The 17093-nt window shown below is 63.0% G+C and carries 16 protein-coding genes, 1 tRNA gene, 1 pseudogene and 1 other annotated feature; of the genes and pseudogenes, 13 read left to right on the forward strand and 5 right to left on the reverse strand.

Translation table 11 applies throughout. From position 1 onward, the window contains the following. The first annotated feature begins 53 nt into the window (after nucleotides 1-53). The 5 genes from CL52_RS19240 (at nucleotide 54) to CL52_RS19260 (ending at nucleotide 4679) form a co-directional block, all read left to right on the forward strand. Nucleotides 54-605 (forward strand): TRAP transporter small permease subunit, encoded by a 552-nt coding sequence (locus tag CL52_RS19240; protein ID WP_041109524.1) that lies wholly within the window; start codon nucleotides 54-56, stop codon nucleotides 603-605. Further along, complete coding sequence (locus CL52_RS19245; RefSeq protein WP_041109523.1) at nucleotides 598-1974, forward strand: TRAP transporter large permease; 1377 nt, start codon at nucleotides 598-600, stop codon at nucleotides 1972-1974. Before CL52_RS19240 ends, CL52_RS19245 begins: the two co-directional genes overlap by 8 nt. 90 nt (nucleotides 1975-2064) lie before the next feature. Beyond that, entirely contained in the window at nucleotides 2065-3288 is a 1224-nt protein-coding gene (locus CL52_RS19250; protein ID WP_043222554.1) for a methyltransferase, read from the forward strand. Nucleotides 3289-3331: 43 nt separating this feature from the next. Next, nucleotides 3332-3407: transfer RNA gene (locus CL52_RS19255), tRNA-Thr, on the forward strand. 171 nt (nucleotides 3408-3578) lie between these two features. Beyond that, nucleotides 3579-4679, forward strand: a complete 1101-nt coding sequence (locus tag CL52_RS19260) for a tyrosine-type recombinase/integrase (RefSeq protein ID WP_080773413.1) — start codon at nucleotides 3579-3581, stop codon at nucleotides 4677-4679. Between the two features lies 1 nt (nucleotide 4680). Here the strand turns inward: CL52_RS19260 and CL52_RS20910 are convergent. Next, nucleotides 4681-5903, reverse strand: a protein-coding gene (locus CL52_RS20910) for an IS3 family transposase (protein WP_139048015.1) whose coding sequence is annotated in 2 segments (ribosomal slippage) — nucleotides 4681-5618 and nucleotides 5618-5903 — 1224 coding nt in all. Because the reading frame shifts where the segments join, the coding sequence is not laid out codon by codon here. Next, nucleotides 5509-5625: a sequence feature (AL1L pseudoknot), on the reverse strand. (Overlaps the previous gene by 117 nt.) Before the next feature lie 49 nt (nucleotides 5904-5952). Here CL52_RS20910 and CL52_RS21575 point away from each other — a divergent pair. Together CL52_RS21575 and CL52_RS19280 are read left to right on the forward strand one after the other, a co-directional pair. After that, nucleotides 5953-6219: pseudogene (locus CL52_RS21575) on the forward strand (integrase); the annotation flags it as partial. Between the two features lie 162 nt (nucleotides 6220-6381). Beyond that, on the forward strand, nucleotides 6382-6609 hold the full coding sequence (locus CL52_RS19280) for a helix-turn-helix transcriptional regulator (protein ID WP_020306873.1): 228 nt from the start codon (nucleotides 6382-6384) through the stop codon (nucleotides 6607-6609). 994 nt (nucleotides 6610-7603) lie between these two features. On the opposite strand, the gene CL52_RS19285 is transcribed toward CL52_RS19280, so the two are convergent. Continuing rightward, nucleotides 7604-8458: a DUF3987 domain-containing protein gene (locus CL52_RS19285; RefSeq protein ID WP_342006820.1), complete on the reverse strand. Its 855-nt coding sequence runs from the start codon at nucleotides 8456-8458 to the stop codon at nucleotides 7604-7606. A 75-nt stretch (nucleotides 8459-8533) separates the two neighbouring features. Between CL52_RS19285 and CL52_RS19295 the strand changes: the two genes are divergently transcribed. Beyond that, a protein-coding gene (locus tag CL52_RS19295; RefSeq protein ID WP_139048014.1) for an IS3 family transposase occupies nucleotides 8534-9687 on the forward strand; the annotation gives its coding sequence in 2 pieces (ribosomal slippage) (nucleotides 8534-8780 and nucleotides 8780-9687; 1155 coding nt in all). Here CL52_RS19295 and CL52_RS21190 read toward each other — a convergent pair. Then, nucleotides 9603-10520, reverse strand: coding sequence for a hypothetical protein (locus CL52_RS21190; RefSeq protein ID WP_139048013.1), 918 nt, complete (start codon nucleotides 10518-10520; stop codon nucleotides 9603-9605). The two genes, CL52_RS19295 and CL52_RS21190, sit on opposite strands and share 85 nt — an antisense overlap. Nucleotides 10521-10944: 424 nt before the next feature. On the opposite strand from CL52_RS21190, the gene CL52_RS19300 reads away from it, so the two are divergent. Further along, a complete protein-coding gene (locus CL52_RS19300; protein ID WP_043222558.1) occupies nucleotides 10945-11559 on the forward strand; it encodes a DedA family protein in 615 nt (204 codons plus the stop codon). A gap of 3 nt (nucleotides 11560-11562) precedes the next feature. On the opposite strand, the gene CL52_RS19305 is transcribed toward CL52_RS19300, so the two are convergent. Further along, on the reverse strand, nucleotides 11563-12654 hold the full coding sequence (locus tag CL52_RS19305) for a DUF1615 domain-containing protein (protein ID WP_043222560.1): 1092 nt from the start codon (nucleotides 12652-12654) through the stop codon (nucleotides 11563-11565). Between the two features lie 62 nt (nucleotides 12655-12716). Continuing rightward, nucleotides 12717-13226, reverse strand: a complete 510-nt coding sequence (locus CL52_RS19310; protein WP_043222563.1) for a SixA phosphatase family protein — start codon at nucleotides 13224-13226, stop codon at nucleotides 12717-12719. Between the two features lie 292 nt (nucleotides 13227-13518). Here CL52_RS19310 and CL52_RS19315 point away from each other — a divergent pair, with 292 nt between their 5' ends. Genes CL52_RS19315 through CL52_RS19330 form a run of 4 tightly spaced genes read left to right on the forward strand, consistent with a single transcriptional unit; the run spans nucleotide 13519 to nucleotide 17082 of the window. After that, complete coding sequence (locus CL52_RS19315) at nucleotides 13519-14910, forward strand: GntP family permease (RefSeq protein ID WP_041109501.1); 1392 nt, start codon at nucleotides 13519-13521, stop codon at nucleotides 14908-14910. A 46-nt stretch (nucleotides 14911-14956) separates the two neighbouring features. Further along, complete coding sequence (locus CL52_RS19320; RefSeq protein WP_043222565.1) at nucleotides 14957-15727, forward strand: 3-hydroxybutyrate dehydrogenase; 771 nt, start codon at nucleotides 14957-14959, stop codon at nucleotides 15725-15727. A gap of 27 nt (nucleotides 15728-15754) precedes the next feature. Further along, nucleotides 15755-16450, forward strand: a complete 696-nt coding sequence (locus tag CL52_RS19325) for a CoA transferase subunit A (protein ID WP_041109497.1) — start codon at nucleotides 15755-15757, stop codon at nucleotides 16448-16450. A 2-nt stretch (nucleotides 16451-16452) separates the two neighbouring features. Then, complete coding sequence (locus CL52_RS19330) at nucleotides 16453-17082, forward strand: CoA transferase subunit B (RefSeq protein ID WP_043222568.1); 630 nt, start codon at nucleotides 16453-16455, stop codon at nucleotides 17080-17082. The last annotated feature ends 11 nt before the right edge of the window (nucleotides 17083-17093 follow it).

Genomic DNA, 17093 nt, shown 5'->3' on the forward strand with positions numbered 1-17093 from the left:
TGCAAGAATCGCCAACCCGCCCACCCTTGCTGCCCTACAAGAAGGACTGCCAAATGTCCCCTAGCCACCCGCCCTTGCTCCGCGCGGCCGGCCTCATCGATGCGCTGAACCAGCGCCTCGGCCAGCTGTGCGCCTGGTTGACCCTGTTTCTCGTCGTCGGCACCGCGATCGTGGTGATCCTGCGCTACGGCTTCGGCATCGGCGCGATCGCCCTGCAGGAAGCCGTCATGTACGCCCACGCGCTGGTGTTCATGGGCGCCGCCGCCTGGACGCTGCAGCGCAACGGCCACGTGCGCGTCGACATCTTCTACCAGAAGTTTCCCGCCCGCCGTCAGGCGCTGGTCGACGGCCTGGGCCATGTGCTGTTCCTGTTGCCGGTCTGCCTGTTCCTCGCCTGGAACAGCTGGGACTACGTGGCCAATTCCTGGGCCACGTTCGAAAGCTCCAGCGAATCGGGCGGGCTGAAGTTCGTCTACCTGCAGAAGACGATCATCCTGGTGCTGGTCCTCAGCCTCGCGCTGCAGGCGATCGCCGACCTGATCAAGGTCGGCTATCGCCTCGCCGGCCGCCTGCCGGAAGAGCAAGCGGAGGTGAAGCATGGCTGAGATCATGGCGATCACCCTTTTCGTCAGCATCTGCATCGCGCTGATGTCGGGCTACCCGGTGGCCTTCACCCTTGGCGGCATGGCCCTGCTGTTCGCTGGCGCCGGCGTGCTCACCGGCACCTTCGATGTCGGCTACCTGCATGCGCTGCCCAACCGCATCTTCGGCATCATGAACAACCAGACGATGCTGGCCGTGCCACTGTTCGTCTTCATGGGCGTGATGCTGGAGAAATCGCGCGTCGCCGAGGACCTGCTCGAATCGATGTCACGCCTGTTCGGCACCCTGCGCGGTGGCCTGGCGATCTCGGTCTGCGTGGTCGGCGCGCTGCTCGCCGCCAGTACCGGCATCGTCGGCGCCACCGTGGTGACCATGGGCCTGCTGGCCCTGCCGACCATGCTGCGCCGCGGCTACGACCCGGCGGTCGCCACCGGCACCCTGGCCGCGACCGGCACCCTGGGGCAGATCATTCCACCGTCGATCATCCTCGTGCTGCTCGGCGACGTGATGTCCAGCGCCTACCAGCAGGCCCAGCTGAAGATGGGCATCTTCTCGCCGAAGACCGTCTCGGTCGGCGACCTCTTCGTCGGCTCGCTGATTCCCGGCCTGACACTGGTCGGCCTGTACATCCTTTACCTGATCGCAATCGCCATCTTCCAGCCGAAGAAGCTGCCAGCGCTGCCGCAATCGGAGCTGGGGCCGATCGAATGGGGCAAGCTGTTCCGTGCCCTGCTGCCGCCGCTGGTGCTGATCGCTGCGGTGCTCGGCTCCATCCTCGCCGGCTACGCCACACCGACCGAAGCGGCTGCGATCGGCGCGCTGGGTGCCACCCTGCTGTCGCTGGCCAAGCGCCAGCTCGATTTCGGCCAACTGCGCGAGGTCGCCCGCGGCACCACCGAGATCACCTCGATGGTGTTCCTCATCCTCATCGGCGCCTCGCTGTTCTCGCTGGTGTTCCGTGGCTTCGGCGGCGAGATGATGATCGAGCACGCGCTCAACCAGCTGCCCGGCGGCGTGCTCGGCGCCTTCCTGGTGGTGATGCTGGTGATCTTCCTGCTCGGCTTCATCCTCGACTTCATCGAGATCATCTTCGTCGTGGTGCCCATCGTCGGGCCGATTCTCCTGGCCATGGGCCTGGACCCGATCTGGCTCGGCGTGATGATCGCGTTGAACCTGCAGACCTCCTTCCTCACCCCGCCGTTCGGCTTCTCGCTGTTCTACCTGCGCGGGGTGACACCGCGCAGCGTGCCGACCAGCACCATGTACAAGGGGGTGATCCCCTTCATCGGTATCCAGATCGCCATGCTGGTGATCGCCTACCTATGGCCCGACCTCATCACCTGGCTACCCGAGCAGGTCTACGGCAACTGAGCCCACAACGCCCGTCACCCGACGGGCGTTTCATTTTCCGTACCGCTGTAATGCGCGACAATCGCAGCCCCGCCCGACCACCACACCGCCATGCCCAGCCGAACCCCGCTTGCCGAACGTTTCCGCGCGCTGGACGCGTTTCTTCTCGAACACCAGTCGCTCTGGCGACCGCGGCCGTTCGTCGAGCGGCGGCTGGCCTGGGAGGACGACCATCCGGAACTCGCGGCCTGGCTGCGCAGCCGCTCGCTGAACGATGCCGAAGCCGTCCAGCGCGACCCGGCCATGCTCAAGGCACCGGCCCCCTTTGCCGCGCTGGCCGAGCAGGCCCGCCGTCTGAGTGAGGTCGAGCCGCTGCCCGGCCACCCTGCGCCCGCTGGCGAGCATCGCCAACAGCTCGACGTCCCCGGCCGCAAGTGGCAGCAGATCGAGGCCTTCGCTGCACGCCTGCAATTCACCGAGCGCCCTGCGCACTGGCTCGACTGGTGCGCCGGCAAGGGCCACCTCGGCCGTTACCTGGCCCGCCAGGGCGCATCGTTGACCTGCCTGGAATGGGATGCCGAACTGGTCCGCGAGGGCGCCCGCCTGAGCGCCCGCCTCGGCATCTCCGCCGACCATCGCGGCCAGGACGTGCTCGCCGACAGCTGTGCCACGGTGTTGCAGCCGCAGCACACGGCCATCGCCCTGCACGCCTGCGGCGATCTGCACGTGCGCCTGCTGCAACTGACGGTCGTGCGCGAATGCCGGCAACTGGCGCTCTCGCCCTGTTGCTACAACCGCATCCAGGCGCCGACCTACCACGCATTGTCGCAGCTGGCGCGCGATTCGGCCCTGCGCCTGAGCCGAGACGACCTCGGCCTGCCGCTGAGCGAAACCGTAACCGCCGGCGCCCGCGAGCGTCGCGACCGCGACCAGTCGATGGCCTGGCGGCTGGGCTTCGATGAACTGCAGCGCCGACTGCGCGGCGTCGATGCCTACCTGCCGACTCCTTCGCTATCAACCGCCTGGCTGCGCAAGCCATTCGCCGACTATTGCCGCCACCTCGCCACGCTCAAGGGCCTGAACGCGCCCGGCGAACAGGACTGGGCAGCGCTGGAACAGCTCGGCTGGCAACGCCTGGCCGAAGTACGCAACCTCGAACTGGTTCGCGCCCTGTTCCGCCGCCCGCTGGAAATCTGGCTGCTGCTCGACCGCGCGCTGTTCCTCGAAGAAGCGGGTTACCGGGTACGCCTCGGCACCTTCTGCCCCAGCGACCTAACCCCACGCAACCTGCTCCTGCTCGCCGAACGCCCGGCCACGCAAGTACCTGGCCAATAACGGTTTACTCGCCGACGCCAATGGCTATAATGGCGCCCGGTTTGCCGGTATAGCTCAGCTGGTAGAGCAACTGACTTGTAATCAGTAGGTCCCGGGTTCGACTCCTGGTGCCGGCACCATCTCTATGCTTTCAGATGGGTTCGTATGATCCGAAAGCGTGCTCAAAGCCCCGCCATGTGCGGGGCTTGTCGTTTCTAGGTAGGTCTGTAAGCGTTCATATGGGGTTGTACAGCGCGCCGACTAAGGTATACGAGTGGGTATATGTCGATTCGACAAGGATTCATATACCTATGGCACGTGTTGTAACCCCGCTAACCGATCCCAAATGCGAAGCTGCCAAACCCCGCGACAGCGATTACACCCTGTTCGATGGACAGGGACTTTTCCTGCTGGTCAGGAGAAATGGCACGAAGGTGTGGCGCTTCAAGTACCGACGGCCTGATGGCCGTGCAGGGCTGGCGACCTTTGGCAATTACCCTGCCCTTGGCTTGAAAGCCGCTCGTGCTCGTCGGTCCGAAGCCCTGGGGTTGCTGGCGGCCGGGCATGACCCCATGGAAGCGGCCAAGGAAGCAAAAATTCAGGCAGCTAATGCCCGTATCAATACCTTCGAGGCCGTAGCCAGAGCCTGGCACAGCGTCTGCGCTCGGAAATGGAAGCCACACCACGCCACCACCGTTTTACGTCGGATGGAGCAGCACCTGTTCCCCACTCTCGGAGCGCGCCCTGTCTCGGAACTGAAAACGCGGGACCTGATGGCGCCACTTAAGGTAGCTGAGGGTCGCGATACCCTGGAAACGGCCAGCCGACTCCGTCAGTACATCACCAGTATCTTGCGTATGGCCGTACAACAAGGACTTATCGATACTAATCCTGCCAACGATTTGCACGGCTCTACTGCGACCCGCAAAACCGTTCACCGACCCGCTCTGCCGATGGAGCGACTGCCTGAGTTGCTAGCGCGCTTGGATACGTACCGCGGGCGACCGCTAACACGCCTGGCTGTTCAGATCACTCTGCAGGTATTCATCCGCTCTAGTGAGTTGCGCTTTGCGCGTTGGGATGAAGTTGATTTTGCACGCGCATTGTGGACGATCCCCGCCGAGCGCCAGGCTATCGAGGGCGTAAAACATTCCGGCCGAGGAGCCAAAATGGGTACTCCACATCTTGTGCCCCTGAGCCGGCAAGCACTGGCGCTGCTGGAACGTGTTCATCAGCTTACCGGGCGTTTCGAGTTGATCTTCCCAGGTGACCATTCGTACTGGAAACCGATGAGCGAGAACACGGTAAATGCTGCCCTGCGGCGCATGGGGTATGACACCGGATCCGAGGTTTGTGGTCATGGTTTCCGAGCTATGAATCGCCCCGGGTTTCGTGGAGGCTGTTTCGTTTAAGTCAGGCCGCTATGGCCTGACCTGTTTGTTGCTGGTGGAAGTTTGCCTCAGCCTCCGCAGGCGGGATATACCCGATTGAGCTCAACAGCCGCTGGTGGTTGTACCAGTGCACCCATTTCAAGGTCGCCATCTCAACAGCTTCACGACTCTTCCATGACTGACGGTAAATCAGTTCAGCCTTGTACAGCCCGTTGATAGTCTCGGCCAAGGCGTTGTCGTAGCTGTCGCCCTTGCTCCCAACTGAGGGCTCTATACCGGCCTCTGCCAGTCGCTCGGTGTAGCGGATTGAGACGTACTGACTGCCACGGTCGCTATGGTGAATCAGGCCACCCATACGATGTGGCTGTCGGGCGTACAGCGCTTGCTCCAGGGCATCGAGCACGAAGTCGGTCTTCATGCTGGTACTGACTCGCCAGCCGACGATGCGCCGCGCAAAAACGTCCACCACGAACGCCACATACAGCCAGCCCTGCCAAGTCGAGACATAGGTGAAATCCGACACCCACAGCTGGTTGGGGCGGTCGGCATGAAATTGGCGCTGGACACGATCCAGCGGACAGAGCGACTTGTCGCCGACCACCGTTGTCCGCACGACCTGACCGCGCCTTATGCCCTGCAATCCAGCTCGACGCATCAACCGTTCCACCGTGCATCTGGCTGCCTCGATACCTTCTCGCCGGAGCTGCTTCCAAATCTTCACCGCGCCATAGCACTGCATGTTGGTGTCCCACACGCGCTGGATCTCCAAGCTCAACGCCTCATCGCGCTGAGCACGGCAACAACGCAGTGCCGGATTACGCAGTTGGGCCGCATGTCTGCGGTAACCGGACGGGGCGATCTGCAAGACACGGCAGATCGACTCGACCCCGAGACGGTCACGGTACTGATCGACAAAAGCCCTCAGGACTTGGTGCGGCGGTCGAGCTCCGCCTGGGCAAAATACGCACTGGCCAGACGCAGAATTTCATTGGCCTTACGCAATTCCCGGTTCTCCCGCTCCAACGCCTTGATGCGTTCACGCTCTTCGGTGGTCGGGCCTGGACGCTGACCTGCGTCGGTCTGATGACGGCGAATCCAGCCATGCAACGTTTGCGCTGCACAGCCAATCTTCGGCGCGATGGCTTCAATGGCGGCCCACTCGGAGGCGTAGTCGTTCAAATGCTCCAGAACCATGCGCACGGCACGTTCACGGACTTCAGGGGAGTAGGTCGTAGTCTTTCTCATGGCCTCATCTTCTCAAGAGTTGAGGCCTCCACGAAACCCGGGGCGATTCACTATGGCTTGCTCGGCACTCATGGAGTCAGGATTGTGGAGCCGTGATGCAGTAGAACGACAGATGAGTCACCAGGAGCGCAACGGGGTGCGTGCTGCCTATATCCATAAGGCGGAACACTTGGAGGAGCGGAGGCTAATGTGCCAGTGGTGGTCTGATTATCTGGATGCCATCCAGGGAGGTTTCATAACGCCCTATGACTTTGCCAACCAGGCGACAGTTTCTCGAAACGTAGTGAGGCTCAAGATCCCTCGCCAAGGCGCGTGATATGGAATTGCCGGCAGCTCATCGCAAGTCAGTCGCATGCAAACAGGCTCAGCATGCTGAGAAAAGCAAGGGGGGAAACTTCGTGAGATGCGCAATTAGCCGTGACTCTGAGCCTCTGCGCATGCGGAAAATAACGAGCGTCATCACTATGGAGACGTTCAAATGTCATCACCGATCGCTTACCACGAGCAGGCTCTGATTCCCCAAGCGCAGCTGAAAGAAATTTACGGTCTCACCCCCGGCCGTATTAAAACGCTTCGCAAAAACGACCCCTCCTTCCCGAAGCGCATCAAGTTCGGTGATACTCGCCAAGCCGCGTGCTACTACGTCGCTCGCGAACTTGACGCCTGGCTGCTCGGTAAGATCAAGGAGCGGGATTCGGCGAACTGAAGCATGGTTTCTGGTTGCCCGGAGATTCTACCCAGGGATACCGCCAACGCAGTATTGAATTGGACGTTGATGCGCCTTGAGTCCATGGTTGCGAACGAGCAACGCTGTCTGCCGGCGTAGCTGGGCTTTCGGTCACGTCAGTCGATAACGACTCGTCATATCGCGAAAAGTGCGCGCGCCCCTGAGTCGGAGGCAAACCATTCAGGTTTAAACTCATGGCGCGCTGCCGGTGTTAAGGGCACCGCCGGCTGGCCCAGCCGCTTAACCGGCGACTTCGGCTGCAATTGCGCTCAATTTATCGGAACTCGCAGCTGTAGCAAGAGCGGCTCTGGAAGCTGGCCAGTTGCGTCACGATCTCGCTCGCCGAGCAGCCATCCGGTCTGCTTCAGACAGACAGCACCGCATAGTTTCTACTATCCGACTGGGCGTTCTCTCCAAGTTTATGAGCCGCCACACCAAAAACCGATCTGGTTATCCGCAAGGGCCGGGGCCGAATCCTCTTGCCTCGGACACACAAAGCGGCAACGCGCTGAATAATCGTGTAATCGCTATAGCCAGCGCTTCACCTAGGCGGCCAGCTGAATGCTGGCGAACAACTAACAGGCCCGACAGACGATCCGACTCTACCTATGCCATCTCGACCGGCTGCCGTACGACGCTTGCCGGAACAACTTGTAGGGCGAATCGATGGTTCCCTGGGAATCCATGGCTAAGTAATCGCGTAGCCACCCCGGGCCTACGATGCCGCCGCTGCGTCGTTGCGCCCCGACTGCCTGGCCGGATGGCCGTGGAACGGGTGACTGAATGGCGTGGAATACGCACGTGGAGCACGCATTCGGCACACCAGACAGTCCTGCGACAGCGGCGACGGCGGCGACGGCGGCGACAAGCCCCCTTTTACGGCGGGCATCGTGAGCGAGATAGCTGCGACACCCGGCGACATATGGGTAAGGCCGTGTCCCTGTCGCAGTAGGTCGCCAGCGCGTCGCCATCATTAGACCACCGTTCGCGGTTCAGTCGCCGATGTCGCCAAAGTCGCCAGTGGGTTCACTCGGAAGTGCTTACCATCCGCCGTTAAAACCTGGCGGTGTTGTGCCAGCACGGTCAGCAGAAGGTCGCGCTTTTTTGCGCTCTTCCGAACGAAGCGAGGTCCATCGCGCTGCAAACTTCTTGCGTCGAACATTAGCCAGTTTTTTTCAAGCAACCAGTCGAGCAGCTGCTGCGATAGCAGCAGATCAGGGTCGATGACCACCGGGCTTGTCAGGCGTAGTGCCTCGGTCAGATACCAGCGAACGAGTTCGGTAGCCTGGCTCAAATGCGGCTCAGCCAGCAGAGTGGTGTTTTCAACGATCGCCAGAATTCCTGCGATACGCAAAATGTGCTCTGCTCCTTTCGCAGCGGTGCCTTTTATTTCTTGGAAGTCACCTCCTCGCCCGAGAGCAGTCTCGATCTCATCATGAGCCTCGACCCAAGCTCTTTTTGCCGGCGCATCCATCGTTAGCGTTGGTGGATCCAGATCCCCCCGACTATCGATGCGAGGGCCTAGGCTCAAAAGCTGATTCATACGCTCCCAGTAGCGCACGAAGCGTGGGTCGTTGTTCGGGTCAGCACTGCGGTAAAGCCGAGTCCCCGCTAACGACTGCGGCCAAGCGATCAAAAAGCGAGCCAAGAAGCCTTGCCCTCGCATTACGGGGTTACGCAGCACGCTCTCAGCCACGATTGGCTGGATCATCAAATGAGCGCTTAGCCGACATCCACAACGGGCTGCGCTCTCGCCTTCAGCCGCGCGCATCCTGCTAATTGGCGCACCGTCCCAAAGCTTCGACAGACCCGCGACGCTCTTCAGCAGGTTCTCCGGCTTGGGGTTCTACCCCGTTAGTACGGACACTTTCGAGTAAGCTCATGTCGAGCTGAAGGAGTGTTCATGAAGCGCAAGAAATACAGCCCCGAATTCAAGCGGGAAGCCATCGAGCTGGTTCGTCGTTCAGGGGCGAGCTGCCGGCAGGTAGCCCTGGAGATTGGCGTTGCCCCCAACCTGCTCACACGCTGGGTGCGGGAGGCGCAACCAGGCACTGAGAAAGCCTTCCCTGGAACGGGAAGCCCGCGGGATGAGGAGCTTGCCCGCCTCAAGCGCGAGTTGGCCCGGGTCACCAAGGAACGTGATTTTTTAAGAGACGCGGCAGCGTACTTTGCCAAGGAGTCATCGAGCGGTACACGGTGATCCAGCGCTGCCGCAACGAGTACCCGGTACGACTGATGTGCCGTTGCCTGAAGGTTTCTGCCAGTGGCTACTACGCCTGGCAGGATCGCGATCCAAGCTCACGTGCTCAAGAGAATGCGCGCCTGGTGAGGCGCATTCGGGAGATTCACGAAGACAGCCGTGGTGTGATCGGAGCGCCACGCATGCACGAGGATCTGCGCGACGAGGGCGAAACCGTCAGCCTGAATCGCGTTGCTCGCCTGATGGCGGCTGAGCGGATTCAAGGCTGGCCACGCCGGAAACGACGTGGCTTTGGAAGAGCCGCCAGCGGTCGTCCAGCAGGCGTGAAAAACCTGCTGGAGCGCGACTTCAGCGCGCCGGAACCGGAGCGCAAGTGGGTCACGGACATCACGGAGATAGCCACGCTGGAAGGCAAACTCTTCCTATGCGTGGTGCTCGACTTGTACAGCAAGCTGGTGATCGGTTGGTCGATGCATCACCGACAGGATCGGCAGATGGTGATTCGAGCAGTGGAGATGGCGGTCTGGCAGCGCCAGGGTCACTGGTCAGTGATCCTGCATTCGGATCGCGGCAGCCAATTCACCAGTGCTGACTACCAGCGCTTTCTGAATCGCAACACGCTGGTCTGCAGCATGAGTGCCGTCGGTCATTGCGGCGACAACGCTGCTTGTGAGGGTTTCTTCGGTCAGCTGAAAAGGGAGCGCGTTTCCCATCAGTCGTATCGAACACGTGACGAAGCTCGGGCGGATTTATTCGACTACATCGAGCGGTTTCATAACCCACGAATGCGTCGTAGAGTCGCCCGGCAAGATTTGAAGTTTTCAGCCTTTTCAAAACCGTCCGTGGAAATGGGGTAGAACCCTTGCGTGCCAATCGTCGTATGGTCCATGGATCGCCAACCTACTGGACTAACAAACCCATTACTGTCCCTAGCGATTTCGAGAGCCCCCCTGGTCAGCAAGGCCGGTTTGTCGAACATCCGAACAGAAGCACTGTTTCCCTGCTGGGTCTTCCACTTCACAGGGAAGCCGACCAATGCGCTGATAGGGTCGGTCGACGTAACAGCTTCAACTTCTCCGATATTCACCGCCACAAGAAATTGCTCTGGCAGGTACGGATAACGGCTCGCCAACACTTGCCCACCGAGGACCATGCGGTAAATCCGGCTTGATGATTCACACCCGTAGAAGCAAGCGAGCTTAGCGTTCAGCGCTCCAGCAACCGACTGCAGGCGGCGATCCATCATTGTCATCAGCGCGCCCCGTACCTCTTCAGAGGTACGTAACGGCTTGCCATCGAATTCATCAGGCATAAATGCCTGGCTGATATACTTCAGGCTTCCGTCTCCGCTCAGCATTCCGAGCACTAGAACAGAGGCGCCCAACGCATCACCTGCTGCCGAGCCAAACTGCCCCACAGCCAAATCTGCCGACATGGATGTGAATGTTGAATGATCAACTGCATCCCATTGCCGCACATACTCCGTTTCTAAGACACGGCTCTCTAAGCGGGCCCGCGCATCCGCGTCCGCCAGATACCGTGCTAGGTAGCCAATGCGAATTTGCTCGTCTTGGTTATCAAACGAAGTCGCCGGCAACCTCACCGAAACGTCTTTCATCCAAGGGTCGGAGACACATCCTGAAAGCAGCATGGCCGCTGCGAGTGCACATAGGATGGTGAAACATTTCATCGGATCGCCTCCTTGGCATATTTGTCAGTACGTAGGCCTTAGGCCACTTCGATTGACAGTTCCGCGCCCTTATATACAAATGCTAATAGCGGCACAATGACACCACTCAAGTCCCTTTATCTAATCCGGACGCCGGATCCTTCGAGTACTGATGTGCGTCAACCGATGGGTATACGTTTGGGTATACATGAACGACATAAACAGTCTTTATCGCCGTATCTACGCGGTCTTAAGCCCTACTGTTCGACTCCTGGTGCCGCACCATCCTTTCCAAAGGCTCGCAGCGATGCGGGCCTTTTTTGTTATCGCGCGGACGGCACCCGGCCGAGCGCACCTGTTTCCAGATGCATCCATCCGCTGTGCGCTCCGGCGCCTTCGTGGTGCAATGCGCGCCCGTGTGGCTGGCGCATTGGAGTGACCGAGCATGTTCGAATCGATTACCGGGCTGATCGAGCAGGGAGGCTATTTCGGCATCCTGGCGCTGATGTTTCTCGAGAATCTGTTCCCGCCGATTCCCTCGGAAGTGATCATGCCGCTGGCCGGTTTTCTGGCTGCGCGCGGCGAGCTCAATCTGTTCGGCGTGGTGGTGGCCGGTACGCTGGGTTCGTTTCTGGGTGCGCTGCCCTGGTATTACGCCGGCGCGCGGCTCGGCGAGGAGCGCATGCGCCGGCTTGCCGCGCGGCATGGGCGCTGGCTGACCCTGTCGGGCGACGATGTGCTGGAGGCCGGGGTCTGGTTTCGTGCGCACGGCCGCAAGGCGGTGTTCTTTGGCCGCCTGGTGCCGGCGATCCGCACGCTGATTTCGGTGCCGGCCGGGATCGCGCAGATGCCCTTTGCCAGCTTTGCCTTCTACACGCTTGCCGGCTCGGCGATCTGGACCTTTGTGCTGACGCTCGCCGGCTATCTGCTGCATGCCGAGTACGATCGCGTGGCCGACTACCTCGACCCGGGCTCGAACATCGTGCTGGGCACGATCGTGGCGATTTACCTGTACCGGCTGCTGCGCAACGGGCGCAGGGCCGGCGAGCGACAGCGCTGAGCCTTAGCCGCCGCGGGCGAGGCAGCGGCGGCGGCGCTCGTCGACCCGCTGGGCGAACCAGGCGGTGGTGAGGTTGCGGGTGATCTTCGGGCTTTCCAGCTTGATACCCGGCACCAGCGCACGTGGCAGCCGCTTGCCGGCGCGCCGGTCGGCCAGGGCGAACACCTTTTCGTAGAGTTCGCTTTCCTCGAAGGCCAGGCTGTCGCCCTGCAACAGGGCACGGCGGATCTCGTCTTCATCGAGATCCAGCTGCTTGCCGAGTGTGCGCACCGCGCGTTCGGTGGCCCCCACGCGGCTGCTGCCATGAATGACCAGGTCGCCATCGAGCGCGAGCTTGATGCCGCTGGCCCGGGTCACGGCGTTCTGGAAGGCCGCGTTGCGGCTGGCGTACCAACCGGCATTGAAGTCGGCGTAGCGATACAGCGACTTGTCGTAATGGGCCGGGTAGCCGAGCAGGTGGGCGATACCGAAGTACATGCCGCCGCGGCGGCTGAACACCTCGTCGCGCACGCTGCCTTCGATCGGGTACGGGTAGTCGCCTGCGCGGCTTTCGGCAAAGGCGATGCTGACCTGCATCGGCCCGCCGGTGCGCACCGGGTTGAGGCTGCCGAACAGCTGGCGGCCGAGCGGCACCATGCCGGTGAAGTCGTCGAAGATGGCGCTCAGTTCCTGCTCGGTGCGCACCCGGCTCAGCCGCTCGGCGTAGGTCTTGCCGGTCGGCGAACCGAGGCTGAGCGCGCCGCGCACGAGAAACTGCGGGATATGCAGGCGCGCGGCTCGGCGGTCGATCTCGGCGCGCGCGATCTTCGCCAGCCCGGGTACGGGCGGCGCGACCTGGAAGGTCGACTCCTGCTCGGTGACGGCGATCACCGAGCAGAGGTTTTCGCGGCTCGGCTCGATCTCCAGCGTCGTGAAGGCCGCCTGGATGTCCCGCGCCCAGCCCTGGCGATCGCGCAGGTTGCCCGGCAACAGGCGCATGAGCTCGGCGCGCACTTCGGCGGGTGTCGGCCCGGCGGGCTGCGGCTCGCGCAGGCCGCAGCCGGCGAGCAGCAGGGTTACGAGAAGGCTGAAGAGCAGAGGAAGCGGTGTGCGCACGGGGCCATCCTGGTCGGGTGTTCGCTGGGTTTGATCCTGCCAGGCGGTGGAAGGTCCGCCGCTCAGTCGCCGGCCTTGCGCTCGCGCTTGCGAGTCGGCCGGTGGAACAGCCGCTGCACGGGCGCCTGGCTCTCGATCCCGGCCCAGCGACCGGATGCGAAGACCAGCTCGACGACGGCGCAGGTCGGCATATGCTCGATGCCCGCGCCCAGGCGCGTGGCCAGCTCGGTCAGCTCCGGGTTGTGGCCGACCAGCATCAGGCTCTGCAGGTCGTCCGGCTGTTCGCCGATCACCGCCAGCAGCGCGTCCGGCGTACAGGCATACAGGCGCGCCTGGTAGTCGATGGCCTCCGGCGGATAGCCCATCGCCTCGGCCAGCGGACGTGCCGTGGCCTGGGCGCGCGCGGCGGTACTGCACAGCAGGCGCTGCGGCCGCACGCCGCGCGCCGCAAGCCAGGGGCCGATCTCCTCGAGCTGGCGCAGGCCGCGCTTGGCCAGCGGGCGGTCATGGTCGGCCAGGGTCGGGTCGTCCCAGGACGACTTGGCATGCCGCACCAGATAGAGCGTTTTCATCGATTGCCTCTTTTCGCGTTAACGCCGGTCTCGATAAGGAGATCAAATCCCATAACTGGGAATGAGCTATCTATCCCGGATTCATGGACACCGCCGCTGACTCCGGCTGCTTCTATCCCACAAACGGGACGCAGCATGCCAGTGGGCATCCAGCATTCGTGCAAAATTCCTTTAAAAACAATAAGTTAGATCATTGGCACGAAACTGGCTATTCCGCCAGGCGCCCTGCGCAAACCACAACAACAAGAAGGTCTGCCATTGCCCCGCCGTGGTCAGGCCAGGAGATCGAACGATGAGTGTAGTCATCGCCCTTGCTGCTCTGGGGCTTCTGATGCTTGCCGCCTACCGCGGCTACAGCGTCATCCTGTTCGCCCCCATCGCCGCCCTCGGTGCCGTGCTGCTGACCGACCCCAGTGCGGTCGCGCCCGCCTTCACCGGCATTTTCATGGAAAAGATGGTCGGCTTCATCAAGCTGTATTTCCCCGTGTTCCTGCTCGGTGCGGTGTTCGGCAAGCTGATCGAGATGAGCGGCTTCTCGCGCTCGATCGTCGCCGCGGCGATCCGCCTGCTCGGCGGCGGCCAGGCGATGCTGGTGATCGTGCTGGTCTGTGCGCTGCTGACCTACGGCGGCGTCTCGCTGTTCGTGGTGGTGTTCGCGGTGTACCCGTTCGCTGCCGAGATGTTCCGCCAGAGCGACATCCCCAAGCGGCTGATCCCCGGCACCATCGCCCTCGGCGCCTTCACCTTCACCATGACCGCGGTGCCCGGCACGCCGCAGATCCAGAACATCATCCCGACCACCTTTTTCAACACCACCACCTGGGCTGCACCCTGGCTCGGGCTGATCGGCACGCTGTTCGTCTTCAGCCTCGGCATGCTCTATCTCAAGCGCCAGGCGAACAAGGCCCGCCACGCTGGCGAAGGCTACGGCACCAACCTGCGCAACGAACCGCAGACGCCGGACGACATCGCCCTGCCGAACCCCTGGCTGGCGCTCTCGCCGCTGCTGCTGGTGCTGCTGGCCAACCTGCTGTTCACCCGCTGGATCCCCGAACTCTACGGCAACAGCCACGTGCTGCAGCTCGCCGGCATGGCGGCGCCGCTGACCACCGATGTCAGCAAGGTGACCGCCATCTGGGCGGTGGAGGCCGCGTTGCTGCTGGGCATCCTGCTGGTGCTGGCATCAAGCTTCGCCACCTTGCGCGGCAAGCTGGCCGAGGGCACCAAGAGCGCGGTCAGCGGCTCACTGCTGGCGTCGATGAACACCGCCTCGGAATTCGGCTTCGGCGCAGTCATCGCCTCGCTGCCCGGCTTCATGGTGCTGGCCGATGCGCTGTCGGCGATTCCCAACCCGCTGATCAACGAGGCGATCACCGTCAACCTGCTGGCCGGCATCACCGGCTCGGCTTCCGGCGGCATGAGCATCGCGCTGGCGGCCATGGCCGAGAGCTTCGTCGCCGCCGCCAACGCCGCGCAGATTCCGCTGGAAGTGCTGCACCGGGTCGCCTCGATGGCCTCCGGCGGCCTCGACACGCTACCGCACAACGGCGCGGTGATCACCCTGCTGGCGGTTACCGGGCTGACCCACCGCGAGTCCTACAAGGACATCTTCGCGATCACCCTGATCGCCACCACCGCGGCCTTTTTCATCATCGGTGTGTTCTACGCTACCGGTATCGTCTGACGTGCAGCGCGCCGGCCCGGGCCGGCGCCGTCAAGGAGAGCCAAACATGAACCTCGCAGGCAAGACCGCTCTGGTCACCGGCTCCACCAGCGGCATCGGCCTGGGCATTGCCAAGCGCCTGGCCGAAGCCGGCGCCAACCTGGTGCTCAACGGATTCGGCGATGCCGAGCCGGCGCTGGCCGCGGTGCGTGCCGCCGGCGGCCAGGTGCGCCATCACCCCGCCGACATGGCCCGGCCCAAGCAGATCGCCGAGCTGGTGGCCTTCGTCGAAAGCGAATTCGGCGCACTGGACATCCTCGTCAACAACGCCGGCATCCAGCATGTCGCGCCGGTCGACGAATTTCCGCCCGAGCGCTGGGACAGCATCCTGGCGATCAACCTGTCCTCGGTGTTCCACACCACGCGCCTGGCGCTGCCGGGCATGCGGCGCCGCGGCTGGGGGCGGATCGTCAACATCGCCTCGGTGCACGGGCTGGTCGGCTCGACCGGCAAGGCCGCCTATGTCGCGGCCAAGCACGGCGTGGTCGGGCTGACCAAGGTGGTCGCGCTGGAAACCGCGCAGGAGCCGATCACCTGCAATGCCATCTGCCCCGGCTGGGTGCTGACGCCGCTGGTGCAGCAGCAGATCGACGAGCGCGCCCGCGCCGACGGCGACCTCGAGCGCGCGCGCCACGACCTGCTGGCCGAGAAGCAGCCTTCGCTGGAATTCGTCACCCCCGAACAGCTCGGCGAATTGACGCTCTATCTGTGCAGCGACGCGGCCGCGCAGGTCCGCGGCGTCGCCTGGAACATCGACGGCGGCTGGGCCGCCCGCTGAACAAGACAACAACAAAGAGGGAGATCCATGAACAAGCTCTACCCCAACGCCGCAGCCGCCCTCGACGGGCTGGTTGAAGACGGCATGACGGTCGCCGTCGGCGGCTTCGGCCTGTGCGGCATTCCCGAGACGCTGATCGCCGCGCTGCGCGACAGCGGCCGCAAGGGCCTGACGGCAATCAGCAACAACGCCGGCGTCGACGGCTTCGGCCTTGGCCTGCTGCTGGAGACGCGGCAGATCCGCAAGATGATTTCCTCCTACGTGGGCGAGAACAAGGAGTTCGAGCGCCAGTACCTCTCCGGCGAACTGGAGCTGGAGTTCACCCCGCAGGGCACCCTGGCCGAGAAGCTGCGCGCTGGCGGCGCGGGCATCCCGGCGTTCTACACCAGGACCGGCTACGGCACGCTGGTCGCCGAAGGCAAGGAGACCCGCCAGTTCAACGGCGAGTGGTACGTCATGGAAGAATCGCTGACCGCCGACCTCGCGCTGGTCAAGGCGTGGAAGGCCGACAAGGCCGGCAACCTGCTGTTCCGCAAGACCGCGCGCAACTTCAACCCGCTGGCAGCGATGGCCGGCGAGGTCTGCGTCGTCGAGGTCGAGGAGATCGTCGAGACCGGTGAGCTGGACCCCGATCAGATTCACCTGCCCGGCATCTACGTGCACCGCATCGTGCACAACCCGAACCCGGAAAAACGCATCGAAAAACGCACGGTGAGGAGCTGAACATGGCCTGGACACGCGAACAGATGGCACAACGCGCCGCACGGGAACTGGAAGACGGCTTCTACGTGAACCTCGGCATCGGCCTGCCGACCCTGGTGGCCAACTACATTCCCGAAGGCATGGATGTCTGGCTGCAGAGCGAGAACGGCCTGCTCGGCATCGGCCCCTTCCCCAGCGAAGAGGAGGTCGACGCCGACCTGATCAACGCCGGCAAGCAGACGGTCACCGCGCTGCCCGGGGCGAGCTTCTTCGACAACGCGCAGAGCTTCGCGATGATCCGCGGCGGCCACATCAACCTGGCCATCCTCGGTGCCATGCAGGTCTCGGAAAAGGGCGACCTGGCCAACTGGATGATCCCCGGCAAGATGGTCAAGGGCATGGGCGGAGCGATGGATCTGGTGGCCGGGGTGAAAAAGGTCGTGGTGCTGATGGAGCACACCGCCAAGGGCGGCGCGCACAAGATCCTGCCGGCCTGCGACCTGCCGCTGACCGGGGTCGGCGTGGTCGATCGCATCATCACCGACCTCGCCGTGCTCGATGTCACCGAGCAGGGCTTGACGCTCGTCGAGCTGGCCGAAGGCGTGAGCTTCGACGAACTGCAGGCGGCGACCGGCTGCCCGATCGTTCGCTGAGCCCGGCGCAG

This window comes from Stutzerimonas balearica DSM 6083, from assembly GCF_000818015.1.
Lineage (GTDB): Bacteria > Pseudomonadota > Gammaproteobacteria > Pseudomonadales > Pseudomonadaceae > Stutzerimonas > Stutzerimonas balearica.

Bases quoted from the DNA above. Each gene is read 5' to 3' on its own strand.
- CL52_RS19240 (WP_041109524.1), top strand. From the start codon at position 54: ATGTCCCCTAGCCACCCGCCCTTGCTCCGCGCGGCCGGCCTCATCGAT.
- CL52_RS19245 (WP_041109523.1), top strand. From the start codon at position 598: ATGGCTGAGATCATGGCGATCACCCTTTTCGTCAGCATCTGCATCGCG.
- CL52_RS19250 (WP_043222554.1), top strand. From the start codon at position 2,065: ATGCCCAGCCGAACCCCGCTTGCCGAACGTTTCCGCGCGCTGGACGCG.
- CL52_RS19260 (WP_080773413.1), top strand. From the start codon at position 3,579: ATGGCACGTGTTGTAACCCCGCTAACCGATCCCAAATGCGAAGCTGCC.
- CL52_RS19280 (WP_020306873.1), top strand. From the start codon at position 6,382: ATGTCATCACCGATCGCTTACCACGAGCAGGCTCTGATTCCCCAAGCG.
- CL52_RS21190 (WP_139048013.1), bottom strand. From the start codon at position 10,520: ATGAAATGTTTCACCATCCTATGTGCACTCGCAGCGGCCATGCTGCTT.
- CL52_RS19300 (WP_043222558.1), top strand. From the start codon at position 10,945: ATGTTCGAATCGATTACCGGGCTGATCGAGCAGGGAGGCTATTTCGGC.
- CL52_RS19310 (WP_043222563.1), bottom strand. From the start codon at position 13,226: ATGAAAACGCTCTATCTGGTGCGGCATGCCAAGTCGTCCTGGGACGAC.
- CL52_RS19315 (WP_041109501.1), top strand. From the start codon at position 13,519: ATGAGTGTAGTCATCGCCCTTGCTGCTCTGGGGCTTCTGATGCTTGCC.
- CL52_RS19320 (WP_043222565.1), top strand. From the start codon at position 14,957: ATGAACCTCGCAGGCAAGACCGCTCTGGTCACCGGCTCCACCAGCGGC.
- CL52_RS19325 (WP_041109497.1), top strand. From the start codon at position 15,755: ATGAACAAGCTCTACCCCAACGCCGCAGCCGCCCTCGACGGGCTGGTT.
- CL52_RS19330 (WP_043222568.1), top strand. From the start codon at position 16,453: ATGGCCTGGACACGCGAACAGATGGCACAACGCGCCGCACGGGAACTG.